Consider the following 14,962-nt stretch of genomic DNA (forward strand, 5'->3'; position numbering starts at 1 on the left):
TCTGCCTGACCCCGATTCCTGACGCGAACTTCTTGATCACCGGAAGGGGGCGGGCCGGCCGGGAGGCCGGCCCGGGGTCAGGCCGGGTCGGTGGGGGCCAGGAGGGCGGCGAGGGTTGCGCCGCGGAGCAGTTCGGCGCGGCGGCGGCGGTCCACCTCCCCGCCGAGGAACGGCGTGGAGTTCATCAGGCCGAAGGCGGCGTGGGCCAGCACCCGCGCCTCGCCGTCGGGCAGCCCCGGGTGCAGCGCGGTCAGCACGGTCACCCACTCCTCGACGTAGAGCCGCTGGAGCCGGCGGATCTTGCGGCGCGGCTCGTCGGGGAGCCGGTCCAGCTCGTGCAGGTGCAGCGCGATCACCGCCGGGTTGGCCAGGGCGAAGTCGACGTGGAAGTCGATCAGCGACTCCAGCGCGCCGCGCGGGTCGTCCGGGTCGCCGGCGGCCCGGTCCCGGCCGCCGGCGAGCAGCCCCTCGCTGACCGGGATCAGCGCGGCGACCAGCATCGCCTCCTTGCCGGCGAAGTGGTGGTAGAGCGCCGGCCCGGTCACGCCCGCGGCGGCGCCGATGTCGTCCATCGACACGCCGTGGTAGCCGCGGGCGGCGAAGAGGCCGACCGCGATCTCCAGGATCTCGTCCCGACGGGACCGGCGTCGGCCCGCGCCCGTCGCGCCGTTCGCCCCGCCCCGCGCCTGCTGTTCCACCGCCACCGGGCAAGCCTAGACCGCCCGCCGGCCGTGGTGGAGGCTCGGTTACCCGTCGGTCGCTTCGCCGCCCCGCCGCCGGCCCACAGCACGCTCCCCGCCCGGCCCGCCACGGGCCGTCAGCCCTCCTCGATCCCGTGGTCGGCGCGCAGCTTGGCCGCCTCCGCCGACCGGCCCAGTTCGTCCAGGGCCCGGGCCAGCAGCCAGGCCGCCTGGCTCGCCGGCCGCGAGCCGGGCGGCAGCCCGCCCAGCACCTCGCGGAGCAGGCGCTCCGCCTCGGCCGGCCGGTCACCGCGCAGCAGCACGTCACCGGTGAGGAGTTCGACCTGTGCCGCCTCGCCGAACGCCTCGATCGACCGCAGCCGGCCGGCCACCCCGTCCAGCCGGTCCAGCGCCGCGACCTCACGGCCCTCGCCGGTCAGCACCCGGGCCACCGCCTCGGCGGCCAGGGCCCGCTCGTACGTCACCACCGGCGGCTCCTCCGGCAGCCCGGTGAGCACCGCTGCGGCCTCGTCAACCACGTCGACCAGCGCGGAGGCGGCCAGCAGGTCACCGGCCCAGAAGAGCGCCAGCAACTGCCGTCGCCGGGCGCGCAGCTCGTCCACCGGAAGCTCGGCCAGCCGGTACGCCGAGGCCGCCGCGGCGAACCGCTGCGCGGCGATCGCGTCCCGGTCGGCGTCGTAGAGGATCCCGCCGGCCTCCTCCAGCACCTGCGCCCGGTGCGGGAGGTTGTCCGGGCTGTCCAGGTTCTCCGCGAGCTGTTCCAGCAGCGCGAGCGCGGGGTCGATCTCGCCGAGGCCCTCGTAGATGCCGGCCAGCAGGTGCCGGCACCGGTCCGCCTCGGCCTGGGCGCCGAGCCGGTCCAGCCCGAGCACCGCCTCCTCCGCCACCTCGGCCGCCTCGCTCAACCGTCCGGCCACCCGGTAGGCGTTGGCCAGCTCCCACCGCAGGAGGGCGTCACCCTGGGCGCCCCGCTCCACGCAGAGGGTCACCGCCTCGGCCAGGTCGTCCACCGCCTCCCCCAGCCGGTCGGCGACGAGCAGGGCCCGACCGCGGGCCACCCGGACCGCCAGCCGGGCGTCCGCCGGGGCCACCCGCAGCGCCTCGTCGCAGGCGGCGACGGCCTCGGCCGGGTCGTCCGCCCAGCGGGCGTACGCCAGGGAGGCGGCGACCAGCATGCCGGCCGCGCCCACCTCGCGGCTGAGCCGGCGGGCCCGGTCGGCCGCCTCGCCCACCGCCGCGCCGCGTTCCAGCTCCTCCAGGATGTGGGCGCGGTGCAGCGCCACCCGGGCCGCCAGCCACGGGTCGACGTCCGCCTCGGCGGCGGCCCGCTCGACCTCCTCGAGCGCGTCGGCCCAGCGCTGCCGGTGCACGTACGCCAGGGCCAACCGGTCGTGGGCGCCGGCCCGCTCCCGCTGGTCGCCGTGCCGGTCGAGATGTTCCGCCGACTCGCGGGCCAGGGCCAGTCCCTCCTCGGCGCCCTCGTCGGTCATGCAGAGCAGCGCGCCGAGCCGCCCCGCCACCACCTGGGCGCGCAGCGGGTCGGGCACCTCCCGCCAGGCGGCCAGCGCGACCCGGTTGGCCTCGATGGAGGCCGCCGGGTCGCCGTTGTCGTTCAGTTCGCCCGCGCGCAGCTCCAGCCGGTGCGCCACGGTGGCCGCCGGCAGCTCCCCGGCACCGAAGCGCTCGTCGTACGCCTTCAGGACGGTGGCGCAGTCGTCGGTGCGGTGGGTGCGCCAGCACTCCTCGGCGACGGCGAGCAGCTCGTCGGCGCTCGCCCCGGCCGGCACCTGCACCGGCTCCGCCGCGACCCCGCCGGCCGGGGCGGGCTCCCGGGTGCGGGCCGGACGGCGGCGCAGGCTGGCCGAGAGCGGCAGGTGCTCCCCGACGGGCTGCGCGGCGAGCCGCCGCGCGACCACCTCCGACTGGTACGCCGTTCCGTTGCGCGCGTCGAACCGGGCGGCCAGCGCGGTCGCCGTGTCGGTCAGCTCGGCGGCGAGCGCGCCCACCGGCACCTCCCCGGCCGGCCGGTCGCCGAACGTCCGGCGGTGCACGGTCAGCTCGCCCGGCACCTTTCCGAGCGCTGCCGCGGCGGCGGCTGCGAAGTGCATGGCGGCGGCCGGGGTGGGCGCCCGGTCCAGCCAGTCCAGGTGTCGCTCGACCAGTTCCAGGGCGCGGGCGTCGTTCCCGGTCACCGTGCAGAATTCGACGTGGTCGGCGATCTCCCACAGGTCGGAGAGGTTCGACCGCAGCCGCCGGTACGCCTCCCGGTGCGCGTCCCGCGCGGCCTCCCCCCGACCGCTGCCCAGGTACGCGGGCAGCAGCGCGGTGAGGATCGCCTGCGGCTGCTCGGTGCAGCTGAGCCGGCCGGCGAGCACCGGCTCGGCCAGGGCCACCGCCTCGTCGTGCCGGCCCACCTCGCACAGGTGGTGCACCTGTGTGGTCGGGTCGCAGCCGGCGCAGTCGGAGAGGGCGTCCCGGGGGGTGGTCATCCACTGGCGGTACCACTCGGCCGCCTCGTCGTGCGCCCCGAGGTGCGACGCCACCAGGTAGCGGTGCTTGTGCACGGCCTGGAGCGAGTGCCCGCCGTCCCGGTAGCGCCGCTCCATGTCGTCCAGCACGGCGTACGTGCGGTCCAGCGGCAGCTCGGGGAACTTCAGCATCGCGCTGACCATGTACTTGAAGTGCCAGAGCAGCTGGTGGGCGAAGCGCTGGTGGTAGGGCTGCGGGTCGCGGTCGAACTCGGCGAGGCACCAGGAGAAGGTCACGAAGGACTTCGCCGGCTCGCCGCCGTAGACGTACGAGGTGGTGGCCTGCATCCGGGCGGCGAAGGCGAGGTGGCGGTCGTCGCCGGCGTCGGCCCGCCGGATCAGCTGCTCCAGCGCGGCGGTCTGCCCCGCCCCGTACGGCATGTTGTGGGCCTCGTGCAGCACCCGCCACAGGTCGTCGTCGCTCACGGCCGGTTCACTCCCGTCCTGGTACGGCCCGGCCGAGCAGGCCGAGGAAGGAACTGTTCAGCAGCGCGGCGTCGGCCGCGCGGATGGGGTGGTGCCCGAGCAGCAGTGCCTGCCCGTAGAGCGCCTCGACGGCGAGCCCGACCAGTTCCGGGTCGGTCAACGTGGTGACCCGGCGGACCAGCGGGTTGCGGTGGTTGAGCACGAGTTGCGGGCGGTCCGGCGGGGCGGAGGCGGCCAGCGCGTCCAGCACGCCGCCCCACAGCTCGTCGGCCTTCTCCCGGCTGGCGGCGAGCTGGTCGTTGAACGCCGCCGAGCGGCTGACCAGGTAGAGCGCCGGCAGCGAGACCGGGTCGTACGCCCGGACCACCACCTCGCAGCCGAGCCGTTCCAGGGCCCGCTGCGCGCCGGTCAGGAACGGCCGCAGGGCCAGCTCGACGTGCGGTTCGAGGGCGTCGAAGCGGGTGGTCAGGTCGCTCGGCTCCAGCCGTTCGATGAGCACCGACCGGTCCACCGCGGGCAGCCGCTCGATCAGCTCGGTGTCGTACGTGTAGCCGCCGTTGACCACGGCCAGGTCCTGCGCCGCCGCGACCGCCGCGAGCTGGCGGAACTCGTCGAGGCCGGCGGCGTACCGGATCAGGCCGTGGCGCTGCCGGAACTCGGCGAGGGTGAGCGTGCCGACGTTGGTGTCCATCGGCCACCACTGGTCGACCAGGCGGAGCATCTCGTCGTCGTGCAGGGCGAGCGCCTTGACCCCCAGGTGGTGCACCTGGAGGAACTCGGCGAGCCGGCGCGGGTCGTGCCTGGCCAGCCGGACCAGCCAGCTGCGCACCTGGTCGCCGAGGGCGTCCCGGGTGTTGGTGAGCAGGGTGTCCTCGTAGAGCGCCTCGCGGCTGGCGGTGGGGCGCAGCTCGCTGGCGTCCACCACGCAGTGCGCGAAGAAGGCCCAGTCCGGCAGCAGCCCGTCGGCGTGCTCGGTGAGCAGCATCCGCTTGAGGTGGACCCGGTGCCCGACCCGCGCCGCCGGGTTCACCGGGGTGGGCAGGATGAAGGCGACCCCGGTCAGCCCGGCCTCCGGCACCGCCAGCGGCACCACGTCGAACGGGACGAAGCCGAGGGTCTCCTGGGCGTAGCGGACCAGGGCCGCCCGGTCCAGCGGCACGCCGGGGCCGGTCGGCCAGGGCGGCGGCCCGGCGGTGGTCGGGGTGTCGCCGACCCGGACGTCGACCGGCAGCAGGCTGCCGTAGAGGCGGGCCAGCTCGGTCACCGTCGGTACGCCGAACCACTGGTCGGCGTCGCGGCGGGGCACCAGCGTCACGGTGGTGCCGGGCTCCGGCCGGGCCTGCTCGGCCGGGGCGAGCCGGACGGCGTACCGGCCGTCGGACCAGCCCGTCCAGAGCACGGTCGGCTGGTCGGCGTGCCGGGTGACCACCCGGATCTCGTCGGCGACCAGAAAGCAGGAGAGCAGGCCGATGCCGAACTGGCCGAGGAACTCGTGCCGGGAGAAGCCCAGCTCGTCGCGCTTGGAGCTGCGTCCGATGGTGGCCAGCAGCTCGTGCACCTGCGCCTCGGTGAGGCCGACGCCGGTGTCGTGCACCCGCAGGGTGCCGTCGCCGGTCAGCTCCGGCGGCTCGATCCGTACCCGCGCGGGGGCGTCCGGTTCGGTCGCGCGCCGGGCGGTGATCGCGTCCACGGCGTTCTGGAGCAGTTCCCGGACGTACACCCGTGGGCTGCCGTAGAGGTGATGACTGAGCAGGTCGACCACGCCACGGAGGTCGACCTGGAAGGTGCGGTCCACACGCTCTCCCCGGTCGGATTTCGGCGCTCACCGTACCGGTGATCACCGACGCTGTCCGACCCCCTTTCCGGCCGGCTTGACCCTCGACCCGGTCGAGGCGGCAGGGTCCGTCGGCATGACCGCCACCCGTCTCGGCCGCGACTACCGGCTGCTCTGGTCCGCCGCCGTCTCCTCCCGCTTCGGCGACGCCCTGCGTACGCCGGCGTTGGCCCTGCTGGCCGCGACGCTCACCCGCGACCCCCGGGCGGTGGCCCTGGTGACCGTCGCGGCGCAGCTCCCGCCGCTGCTGTTCGGCCTGCTCGGCGGGGTGTACGCGGACCGCTGGGACCGCCGCCGGACGATGGCGCTGGTGGACGCCCTGCGGGCCGTCGTGGTGGCCGCCCTCGCGGTGCTCGTCGCCACCGACCGGGCCGGTGTCCCGGCGCTGGTGGTGACGGCGTTCCTGCTCGCCGCGCTCGGCGCCCTCTTCGACGCGGCCTCCTTCGCCGTGCTCCCCACGCTGGTGGCCCCGGCCGCCCTGCCCACCGCCAACGGCCGCCTCCAGGCCGGTACGGCGGTGGCCGGCGGCTTCCTCGGCGCCCCGCTGGCCGGCGTCCTCTTCGCGGTCTCGGCGGCCCTTCCCCTCACCGTCGACGCGCTCACCTTCGCCGTGGCCGCCCTCCTCGTCCTCGCCCTCCGCCCCACCCGGCGATCTTGCGCCTGCGGCCGGGACGACGCGCACGAGGCGAAGCGAGGCGAGGGGCACCGGTGCGGGGTCACCGCGAGCGGGAGGCGGGCAGGGGTGTGGCGGGAGGCGTGGGCGGGAGTGCGGTGGGTTCGGGGGGACCGGGTGTTGTGGGGCGTGACCCTGGCGACGGCCGGCTCGAACCTCGCGATCGGCGGGGTGCTCGCGGTGCTGGTGCTCTACGCACTGGAGGTGCTGCGGGTGCCGGCCGCGGCGTACGGGTTGTTCGCCGCCGGGGTGGTGGTCGGCGGGCTGGTCGGCGCGCTCGCCGCCGGGCGGCTGGCGGTCCGGCTCGGCACGCTGCCCGCGCTGCGCGGGGTGCTGCTGGCGCAGACCGTGGCGTTGACCGGGCTCGCGCTGGCCCGGCACCCGGTGCCCGGTGGGGTCGCGCTGGCCTGCTTCGCCGCCGGCACCACGATCTGGAACAGCCTCTGGTCCTCCTACGGGCAGCGGCACGTGCCCGCCCACCTGCTCGGCCGGGTCGGTGCGGCGCAGCGGGTGGTCGGCCTGGTCAGCGCCCCGGTCGGGGCGGCGGTCGCCGGGTTCGCCGGTCAGGCGTACGGGATGGGCCCGATCGGCTGGGCGGCGGCCGGGATCTTCGCCCTGGTCACGGCCGGGGCATGGCGCACGCTACGCGGCGCGGGTTCCGTCGCCGAGCGCCGGACGGACCTGGTGTCACGTCCCTAGGCCGGAGCGGACGGTGGACGGCGGACGGCGACGGACGGAGGGAACGGCGAGGTCATCGAGGCTGGCACACCCGTGCGGTGAAGGCCGGGTCCGGCAACCCGTCGCCCCGCCAGGCCGGGTTGACGGACAGCGGCAGTGGCGGGGCCTGCCAGGCGGCGGCCGTCTCCTGGAGCAGGGCGTAGCCGCGCAGCGGGCGGCTGACCGGCTCGCCGGCGAGGAAGTTGACCAGGCGGGCCTGGACCAGTGGCTCGGTGAGCAGGCCGCCGTGCACGGCCGGCATCTGGAATACCGGGATGCCGCTGTACTCGCCGGGCGGGGCCTCGGTCGCCGTGGTGGTCGGCATGAACGCCACGATCCGTACGCCGGGCACCGGGCACATCAGGTCGTTCCGGTAGAACGGCGAATTGTCCATCAGTGACCGGATGAACGGCTCGTCGGGGCCGCTGCCGCTGCCGGCGAAGACGTCGACGAGGCCGAAGAGCACGCGCAGCTCCCAGCCCGCGGCCACGCCCCACCCGCTGGACGCGCCGGGCGGCGGGTAGTAGGACCGGCCCGCGTTGATCAGCGGGCTGAACATGGCCAGCGTGTCCACCGACGGGTGCGGCCGGACCGCCAGATAGGTCCGGGCCACCATGGCACCCTCGCTCTGCCCGATCAGCGCCACCGGCCGGCCGGTACGCCGATGCACCGCGTCCACCTGGGTCTCGAGCAGGGAGACGCTGGACCCGATCGACCGGTAGGTGTCCCGGGCCGAGTACGGCAGCGGTCGGCCGTCCGGGGCGAGCCCGCGGTAGGAGAACTGCTGCACGTTCGGGTCGGCGGTGGGTTCCCCGCCGTACGCGCTCCCGTGCCCGTCGAGGTAGATCACCGAGTGCCTGACCTCGGCCGGCAGGGGCCGCTCGAGCACCAGGGTCCGACCCCTCGGCGACGTCCCGGGCAGGAGATCGAGCAGCGGCTGAACCAGCAGCGGCACGGCGAAGGCGAGCAGGACGGCCAGCGGCGCGACCGGCACCCGCGCCCACCGCACCGGCCGGCGGGGCAGCAGGGCGGCCGCCACCGTCCGTTGCCAGAGCAGGCCGTTGACCAGCCCGGCGAGCGCGGCCACCGGCGCGGTCCACCAGACGGACACGGTCCAGACCAGCGCGCCGCCGATGGTGAGCACCACGAAGTTGAGCAGGGACCAGCCGACCAGCTCGATCGAGGGCAGCCCCCGCCACCAGTCCCCCAGCACGGCGGCGCGTTGCAGGAACGGCGCGAGCAGGAACATCGGCAGCAGCGAGGCGAACAGCAGCCAGGAGAGGGCGACCACCGACGCGGCCATCGAGAGGGCGGCCCAGGGTGAGATCACCACGCTGAGCACCGCGGTCAGTACGAGGTTCCGCCTGGCCAGCCAGCGCACGCTCGGCCGGGGCACGTGCCGGGGCCAGGCCAGCGCGACCAGCCCGGTGGTGAACAGCGCCCGGAACACGACCACCACCACCAGACCGACGCCGAAGGCCAGCCAGGAGTCGTGGTAGACCAGCAGCCACCGCAGGTCATGGTACGTGTCGTAGGGCCAGACCGCGGAGACCTGCGGGGCCAGCCCCTCGGCGGCGCGGAAGCCCAGCCCGGCCAGGATGGCGCCCTCGACGGCCGGCGGCAGGGCGGCCAGCACGAGCAGAGCGACGAACCGGGTGTCCAGGCGACCCACGGTCCCTCCTTGCCGGTCCGGCGACAGCTCTACCGCAGCCTTCCCCGTGGCGGGGCGACGCGACAGGCAAACGCCGGATTGCCGCCCGGAAGCGGTCCTTTGGGCTCAGCGGTGGCTGAGGCCGGAAAGCGGCAGGACCCCGACGTGGGGCGCGGCCGTCCGGCACAACGCGTGGCTCAGCCGGCGAGGCCGCCCGGCTGGTCGCCCTTCACGACGGGGGCCCGGACCAGGTTGCCCCACTCGGTCCACGAGCCGTCGTAGTTGCGCACCTGCGGGTAGCCGAGCAGGTGGTGCAGCACGAACCAGGTGTGGCTGGACCGCTCACCGATCCGGCAGTACGCCACCACGTCGTCCGCCGGACTCAGCCCGAGCTGGTCGGCGTAGATGGCGCGCAGTTCGTCGGCGGACTTGAAGGTGCCGTCGTCGTTGGCGGCGGACTTCCACGGCTTGCTGACCGCGCCCGGGATGTGCCCGCCGCGCAGCGCGCCCTCCTGCGGGTAGTCCGGCATGTGCAGCATCTCGCCGGTGTACTCGCCGGGCGAGCGGACGTCCACCAGCGGCCGACCGGCGGCCACGTGCGCCATCACCTGCTCCCGGTACGCCCGGATCGGCGTGTCGTCGCGCTGCGGCACCGGGTACTCGGCGCGCGGCCGGGAAACCTTCTCCCGGGTCAGCTCCCGCCCCTCGGCGATCCACTTCTGCCGGCCGCCGTCGAGCAGCCGCACGTCGGCGTGGCCGAAGAGCGAGAAGACCCAGAGGGCGTACGCGGCCCACCAGTTGAAGTTGTCGCCGTAGAAGACCACCGTGTCGTCGCGGCCGATGCCCTTGGCGGCGCACAGCTCGGCGAAGCTCTTGGCGCCGAGGTAGTCCCGGGTGACCTGGTCGTTCAGCTCGGTGTGCCAGTCGACCTTGACGGCGCCCGGGAGGTGGCCGGTGTCGTAGAGCAGCACGTCCTCGTCGGACTCCACCACGACGAGACCCTCGTCGCCCAGGTGCTCGGCCAGCCACTGGGTGGTGACCAGGCGCTGCGGGTCGGCGTACGACTGGAGGCGGGGATTCGGATCGCTCGACACAGGCATGAGCCCCAAGTTACGCCCGATCCGGGCACGGCGGCCGGCCATCGGAAATCGGGTGCGGCGGAGGTGACCGCCGGCACGTGCCGTGACGAGTCCGCCGACCACAGAGGATCGACGCGCACCGGGCCGACCGCGGTGTCAGGCGCGGCGGTGCACCAGGCGGCCGGCGACCACGGTGGCGAGGCAGGTGCCGTCGTCGGCGAAGACGGCCAGGTCGGCCCGGCCGGCCGGGACCAGCGCCGGCGGCCGTACCCGGTCGAGCACCGCGACGTCGTTGCGGGCGGCGGCGGCCCGCAGGTCCGGCTCGGTCACGTGCGCGGCGAGCACCGCGGCGACGCCGAGCCGGAACAGCGCGTGCACCCGCTCGCGGGGACTCGGTGCGGGCGGCAGGGGCCCGTCGTGCACCAGCGCCGGCCCGAGAGTGCCGGCCCACCGCCGCACCCGCACCTGCGGGTACGCCTCCGTCAGCTCGTCCAGCGGCGCGACCGCCTCGATCCGGTTCCCGGTGACGAGCACCGCCCGGCCGGGGACCGGCTCGTCGTCCGGTGTCACCCGGAGCAGCGCGGCGGCGTGGATGGTCCGCACGATCAGTCGGCGATCGGCCCGAGCAGCGGGCGCTTGGCGGTGACCGTGTCGCCGGAAGACCGCCCGGTCAGCCGGCGCTTGATCCACGGGGCCAGGTGCTGGCCGGCCCAGCGCAGGTCGGCGGCGCGGGCGGCCAGCCACGGCGTGCGGGCGGGCCGCTCCGGCACCAACAGCCACTCCTCGTCGCAGCCCACCCCGAGCGCGGTGAGCACCTGGGCGGCGACCCGGCGGTGCCCGGCGGCCGAGAGATGCAGCCGGTCGGTGCTCCACAGCATCGGGTTGAGGAAGGTGTCGTCGGCGTACAGGTCGACCATGATCGCGCCGTACCGCTCGGCGGTCTCGCCGACCGCCCGGTTGAGCAGCTCGACCCGGGGAGCGACCAGGCGCTGGCCGGGCAGCCGCGCCATCACGTCGGCGAACCGGAAGAGAATCACGTCGGCGCCACCGGAGCGGAGCTGCCGGACCACGTCGTCGAAGCGGGTGACCAGGGCGTCCGGGTCGAAGGTGCGGCGCAGCACATCGTTGCCGCCGGCCGCGAAGCTGATCAGATCCGGCTTCATCGCCAGGGCGGCGGGCACCTGCTCGGCCACCACGCTGGGGAAGAGGCGGCCCCGGATCGCCAGGTTGGCGTACCCGAAGTCCGGGCCGCCCTCGGCGGCCAGCCGGGTCGCCACCAGGTCGGCCCACCCGCGGTAGGTGCCGTCCGGGTACGCGTCGTCCATGCCCTCGGTGAAGCTGTCCCCCACCGCGACGAAGCTGCGCCAGCGCACGCCCTCTCCCTCACGCTCTTCGTTGCCTGCGGCGATCAGTCTGTCACCGGGCCTGTTCCGCGCGCTGCCATCTGCCCGGGGAACGTGGCGGAGGTCATCGATCAGGGTCGGCCGGCTCGACCATCGGCCTCCGGTACGGCCCCCAGGCGACGAACCGCACGAACAGCTCGCGCGGGGTGGGCCCGTCGTGCGGGTTCAGCCAGAACAGGTCGTGAGTTGCCTCGTGGTAGAGCCCGGACAGGTAGATGGCCAGGTCGATCGGCTTGTCGTCGTACTCGGTCTTGAGCAGCAGCCGGGCCTCGGCGCACGGCCACGGCGCCTCCGGTGATCGGCTGCCTTGACGGCCATGGGATCGGCCGCCCGGCTTGATCGGTAACCCTGCGTAACGAGCAACCACTCAGCGGGGCAAAACGCTCCGCATCCGCTTCTGCCGATGTGCGCGCACGTTGCGTCGTTGATCGGCGGCGAGATGTGATCGGCGGTGGTGGTGTGGTGGTGCGGGTTGCCACCAGGGCAGGGAGCTCGGCCAAGCCCACGCCCAACGAGCAGTGCCGGACCGGACGGCCGCCTCTGGGCGCAATCGCGCGGTGCGCCGCTCAGGTAGGCGGCCGGCTCCGTCTGCTGCACCCCGCCGTCGATTTGACAGCGCTATAGCTAGCCGTTATCTAGTAACGATCTACACGAAGGGTGTGCCTGGGTGCAGGACGTGGTGCTGGCCATGCTGGCGAAGGAGCCGGCGCACGGGTATGAGCTGCGCAGCCGGATGCGTGCCGCGCTGGGCCCGCTGGGCGAGGCGATGAATGCCGGGCAGATCTACGTGACGCTGGCCCGGCTGGGCAAGGCAGGGCTGGTGACCTCGCAGCGGGCCGAGGGACTGCCGGACCGGCCCGACCGGCGGGTGTACGCGTTGACCCCGGAGGGGCAGCAGCGGGTCGCGGGCTGGCTGACCGAGGTGAGCTGGCCGAAGCCGGACCTCGCGGAGTTTCATCTCAAGCTGGTGGCTGCCGCGGCCGCCCGGCTGGCCGATCCGGTGGCCTTGGTCGACGCGCAGCGGCGTGAGGTGCTGCGCCGGCTGCGGGATGCCCAGCGGGCCGCGTTGGACCGGTCGGTGGATCCGGTTGCCGGGCTGCTGCTGGAGGGTGTCGTGCTGCGGCTGCGGGCCGACCTGGAATGGCTGGAGGCGTGTGAGCGCATGTGGACTGGGCGTGATCGGACCGGACGGAAGGCGGGGGCGTGACCGGATCGACGGTGTTGCAGGCGCGTGGGCTGAGCATGCTGTACGGCGACGGGCACGCGCTGGTCCGCGCGGTCGATGAGGTCGATCTGGACGTGCCGGCCGGGCAGGCCCTGGCGGTCATGGGGCCTAGCGGCTGCGGCAAGTCCACCCTGCTGCATCTGCTCGGCGGCCTGCAACGCCCAACCGCGGGGCAGGTATGGCTGGCCGACCACCGCCTCGACACGATGAGCGAACGGGCCCTGGCCCGGCTGCGGCGCGACAGCGTCGGGTTCGTCTTCCAGGCATTCCACCTCATGGACGAGCTGACCGCGGTGGAGAACATCGAGCTGGCCGCGCTGCTGGCCGGCCAGTCACCGGGGCGGGCCCGCAAGCGGGCGATGTACCTGCTGGACCGGGTCGGGCTGGCCGACCGCGCCGCGCACCTGCCCTCGGCGCTGTCCGGTGGGCAGCGCCAGCGGGTTGCCATCGCCCGAGCGTTGAGCAACGAGCCGCTGGTCGTGCTGGCCGACGAACCCACCGGCAACCTGGACAGCGCGGCCACCCTGGAGGTGCTGCGGCTGTTCGAGGAGCTGCGCGCCGCGGGACAGACCCTCGTGGTGGTCACCCACGACGCCCGCATCGCCGCGGTCGCCGACCGGGTGATCGCCATGCGCGACGGCGCGTTCGCCGACGACACCCGACTCGCCAGCACCGCCACCGCCACCGGCACCGTCTACGACGGGCGGCGCTGACATGTCCGGCCGCCTCCTGCTCGTCTGCCGGCTGCTGATGCGGGACCTGCGCCGCCGCCGAACCGAGACCGTGCTGCTGCTGGTCGCCATCACCGCCGCCACCGCGACGCTGACCCTCGGCCTCACCCTCAACGAAATCGCCGACCGGCCGTACCGGCAGACCCGGACCGCCACCGCCGGCCCGGACGTGATCGTGACACCCGGGGCCACCGGCCAGGCCGCGTTGGACGAGCTCGCATCGCTGACCACCGCAGCCGGCGTCACCGATCACAGCGGCCCCTTCCCGGTCGCCTACCTGACGATGACGGCCCGCGGCAAGTCCGCGCACGCCGTCGTCGAGGGCCGGGACACCACACCCGTATCGATCGACCGGCCCGCCGTGACCGACGGCACCTGGGTACGCCCCGGCGGCGTGGTCGTCGAGCGCGCCTTCGCCGACGCCCTCGGCATCCGCACCGGCGACACGGTCAACATCGACGGCCATCCGCTGCGCGTGATCGGGACCGCGGTCACCGCCGCGAGAGCGACATATCCGTACGCCGGATGGCACTACCCGGGCAGCATCTTGGTCGAGCGCGGCGGCCTGGTCTGGGTCGACCGCAGCGACATCGCCACGCTCGCGGGCAGCCAGCCACTGTCGTACACCCTCAACCTCAAACTCGCCGACCCGGCGGCCAGCACCACGTACGCCGTCGGCGACCAACTCACCACCTGGCAAGCAATCGACCACCTCAACGGTCGGCTGTACAGCGACGCGCAGATCGCGCTGCTCGTCGGCAGCTGGCTGCTCAGCGGCCTTGCACTGGCCGGCGTCGCCGGCATCGTCGCGGGCCGGATCATCGGCCAGCGCCGCCGGGTGGGGCTGCTCAAGGCCGTCGGCGCCGGACCGGCCATGATCGCCGCCGTCCACCTCGCCGAGTACCTCGTGATCGGGCTTGCCGCCGCCGCCACGGGCCTGGCCGCGGGCTGGTTCGCCGCACCCGTGCTGATCCGCCCCAGCGCCGGACTCATCGGCTCCGTCAACGCCCAGCCACCCGCACTGCGCACGGTGATCGCCGTCACGGCCCTCGCCCTCACGATCGCTGTGGCAGCGACTCTGGTGCCGGTGGTGCGCGCCGCCACCAGCACCGTCCACGCGCTGGCCGACGCTGCAACGCCACCGCGGCGCCGGCGGTGGCGTATCTGGCTGTCCCGGCGGCTGCCCACCGCCCTGCTGATCGGGGTGCGCATCAACGCGCGCCGGCCACGCCGCGCCCGGCTGGTCACCGTGAACACCCTGATCACCACGACCGCGCTCGTCGCCATACTCATGGTCAACACCCAAGTGGTGCACTTCGACCTCGGCTACACGGAGCTCGCCAATCCCCGGGTGGAACGGAGCGAGCAGGCCACGCTCGTGCTCACCGTCGTGCTGTGCATCCTTGCGCTCATCAACGCCGTCGTGAGCACCTGGACCGCGGTCCTCGACGCCCGGCAGCCGCTGGCCGTCGCGCGGACGCTCGGCGCCACGCCCGCGCAGGCCGGCGTGGGCCTGGCGCTAGCGCAACTGCTTCCCGCCATACCCGGCGTCGCCGCGGGGATCCCGGCCGGCATCGGGCTTCTTGCGTCCGTCAGCACCGGCGAGGTCCAGTACCCACCCGATTCCTGGCTGCTCGCCACCGCACTCGGAGTCCTGCTCGCCATCGCCGCACTCACCGCCATCCCCGCGATGGTTGCCACACGGCGCCCGGTCGTGGACACACTCCAGTCCGCACCGACCTGACAGCCGTCAACGGCTGTAGTGCCGCTCGCGGCCCTACAGCCGAGCGGAACCGCAGAGCAAGACGCCAGTTGCATCTAACACGTCAATTGCAAGAGCTTGCGCATGGATCTGCCGCGATCTGCGCGCATCCGTCTGTCCTAGGTTGACAGAACCTAGCCGGACGACGCGGACGCCCGACCGGCTCGCCCTGGCCGCCGCCGTCCTGCCGGCTGCGCCGGCACCCTTCCCCGGCGCAGCCGGTGGCGGTCAG

General features: G+C 74.4%; 12 protein-coding genes. 4 read left to right on the forward strand and 8 right to left on the reverse strand.

What is annotated here, in order from left to right; genetic code table 11:
* Positions 1-77: 77 nt before the first annotated feature.
* From AB0I41_RS03135 to AB0I41_RS03145, 3 genes are all read right to left on the reverse strand, one after another.
* Positions 78-704: a TetR/AcrR family transcriptional regulator gene (locus AB0I41_RS03135; protein WP_357101254.1), complete on the reverse strand. Its 627-nt coding sequence runs from the start codon at positions 702-704 to the stop codon at positions 78-80.
* A gap of 113 nt (positions 705-817) precedes the next feature.
* Positions 818-3,655, reverse strand: coding sequence for a hypothetical protein (locus tag AB0I41_RS03140; RefSeq protein WP_357101256.1), 2,838 nt, complete (start codon positions 3,653-3,655; stop codon positions 818-820).
* A gap of 7 nt (positions 3,656-3,662) precedes the next feature.
* A complete protein-coding gene (locus AB0I41_RS03145; protein ID WP_357101258.1) occupies positions 3,663-5,450 on the reverse strand; it encodes an HSP90 family protein in 1,788 nt (595 codons plus the stop codon).
* A gap of 115 nt (positions 5,451-5,565) precedes the next feature.
* Here AB0I41_RS03145 and AB0I41_RS03150 point away from each other — a divergent pair, with 115 nt between their 5' ends.
* The gene (locus tag AB0I41_RS03150; RefSeq protein WP_357101260.1) at positions 5,566-6,861 is read left to right on the forward strand and encodes an MFS transporter; all 1,296 of its coding nucleotides are present in this window, start codon (positions 5,566-5,568) and stop codon (positions 6,859-6,861) included.
* Positions 6,862-6,913: 52 nt separating this feature from the next.
* Here the strand turns inward: AB0I41_RS03150 and AB0I41_RS03155 are convergent, their stop codons facing one another.
* From AB0I41_RS03155 to AB0I41_RS03175, 5 genes are all read right to left on the reverse strand, one after another.
* Complete coding sequence (locus AB0I41_RS03155; RefSeq protein ID WP_357101262.1) at positions 6,914-8,551, reverse strand: hypothetical protein; 1,638 nt, start codon at positions 8,549-8,551, stop codon at positions 6,914-6,916.
* Positions 8,552-8,727: 176 nt separating this feature from the next.
* Entirely contained in the window at positions 8,728-9,630 is a 903-nt protein-coding gene (locus AB0I41_RS03160) for a sulfurtransferase (protein WP_357101264.1), read from the reverse strand.
* 135 nt (positions 9,631-9,765) lie between these two features.
* Complete coding sequence (locus AB0I41_RS03165; protein WP_357101266.1) at positions 9,766-10,212, reverse strand: hypothetical protein; 447 nt, start codon at positions 10,210-10,212, stop codon at positions 9,766-9,768.
* A 2-nt stretch (positions 10,213-10,214) separates the two neighbouring features.
* Positions 10,215-10,982 (reverse strand): SGNH/GDSL hydrolase family protein, encoded by a 768-nt coding sequence (locus AB0I41_RS03170; RefSeq protein WP_357101268.1) that lies wholly within the window; start codon positions 10,980-10,982, stop codon positions 10,215-10,217.
* Between the two features lie 94 nt (positions 10,983-11,076).
* Positions 11,077-11,352 (reverse strand): hypothetical protein, encoded by a 276-nt coding sequence (locus tag AB0I41_RS03175; RefSeq protein WP_357101620.1) that lies wholly within the window; start codon positions 11,350-11,352, stop codon positions 11,077-11,079.
* A 327-nt stretch (positions 11,353-11,679) separates the two neighbouring features.
* On the opposite strand from AB0I41_RS03175, the gene AB0I41_RS03180 reads away from it, so the two are divergent.
* Genes AB0I41_RS03180 through AB0I41_RS03190 form a run of 3 tightly spaced genes read left to right on the forward strand, consistent with a single transcriptional unit; the run spans position 11,680 to position 14,712 of the window.
* Positions 11,680-12,219, forward strand: coding sequence for a PadR family transcriptional regulator (locus AB0I41_RS03180; RefSeq protein WP_357101270.1), 540 nt, complete (start codon positions 11,680-11,682; stop codon positions 12,217-12,219).
* Positions 12,216-12,950, forward strand: coding sequence for an ABC transporter ATP-binding protein (locus AB0I41_RS03185; protein ID WP_357101272.1), 735 nt, complete (start codon positions 12,216-12,218; stop codon positions 12,948-12,950). The genes AB0I41_RS03180 and AB0I41_RS03185 overlap by 4 nt, the downstream gene beginning before the upstream one ends.
* Before the next feature lies 1 nt (position 12,951).
* Positions 12,952-14,712 (forward strand): FtsX-like permease family protein, encoded by a 1,761-nt coding sequence (locus AB0I41_RS03190; RefSeq protein WP_357101274.1) that lies wholly within the window; start codon positions 12,952-12,954, stop codon positions 14,710-14,712.
* Positions 14,713-14,962 lie beyond the last annotated feature (250 nt).

The organism is Micromonospora sp. NPDC050200 (assembly GCF_040656135.1).
In the GTDB taxonomy this organism is placed as follows: Bacteria; Actinomycetota; Actinomycetes; order Mycobacteriales; family Micromonosporaceae; genus Micromonospora.

What these genes read in the sequence shown, in the direction of transcription:
- AB0I41_RS03150 (WP_357101260.1), top strand. Translation starts at nt 5,566, where the DNA reads ATGACCGCCACCCGTCTCGGCCGCGACTACCGGCTGCTCTGGTCCGCC.
- AB0I41_RS03160 (WP_357101264.1), bottom strand. Translation starts at nt 9,630, where the DNA reads ATGCCTGTGTCGAGCGATCCGAATCCCCGCCTCCAGTCGTACGCCGAC.
- AB0I41_RS03190 (WP_357101274.1), top strand. Translation starts at nt 12,952, where the DNA reads ATGTCCGGCCGCCTCCTGCTCGTCTGCCGGCTGCTGATGCGGGACCTG.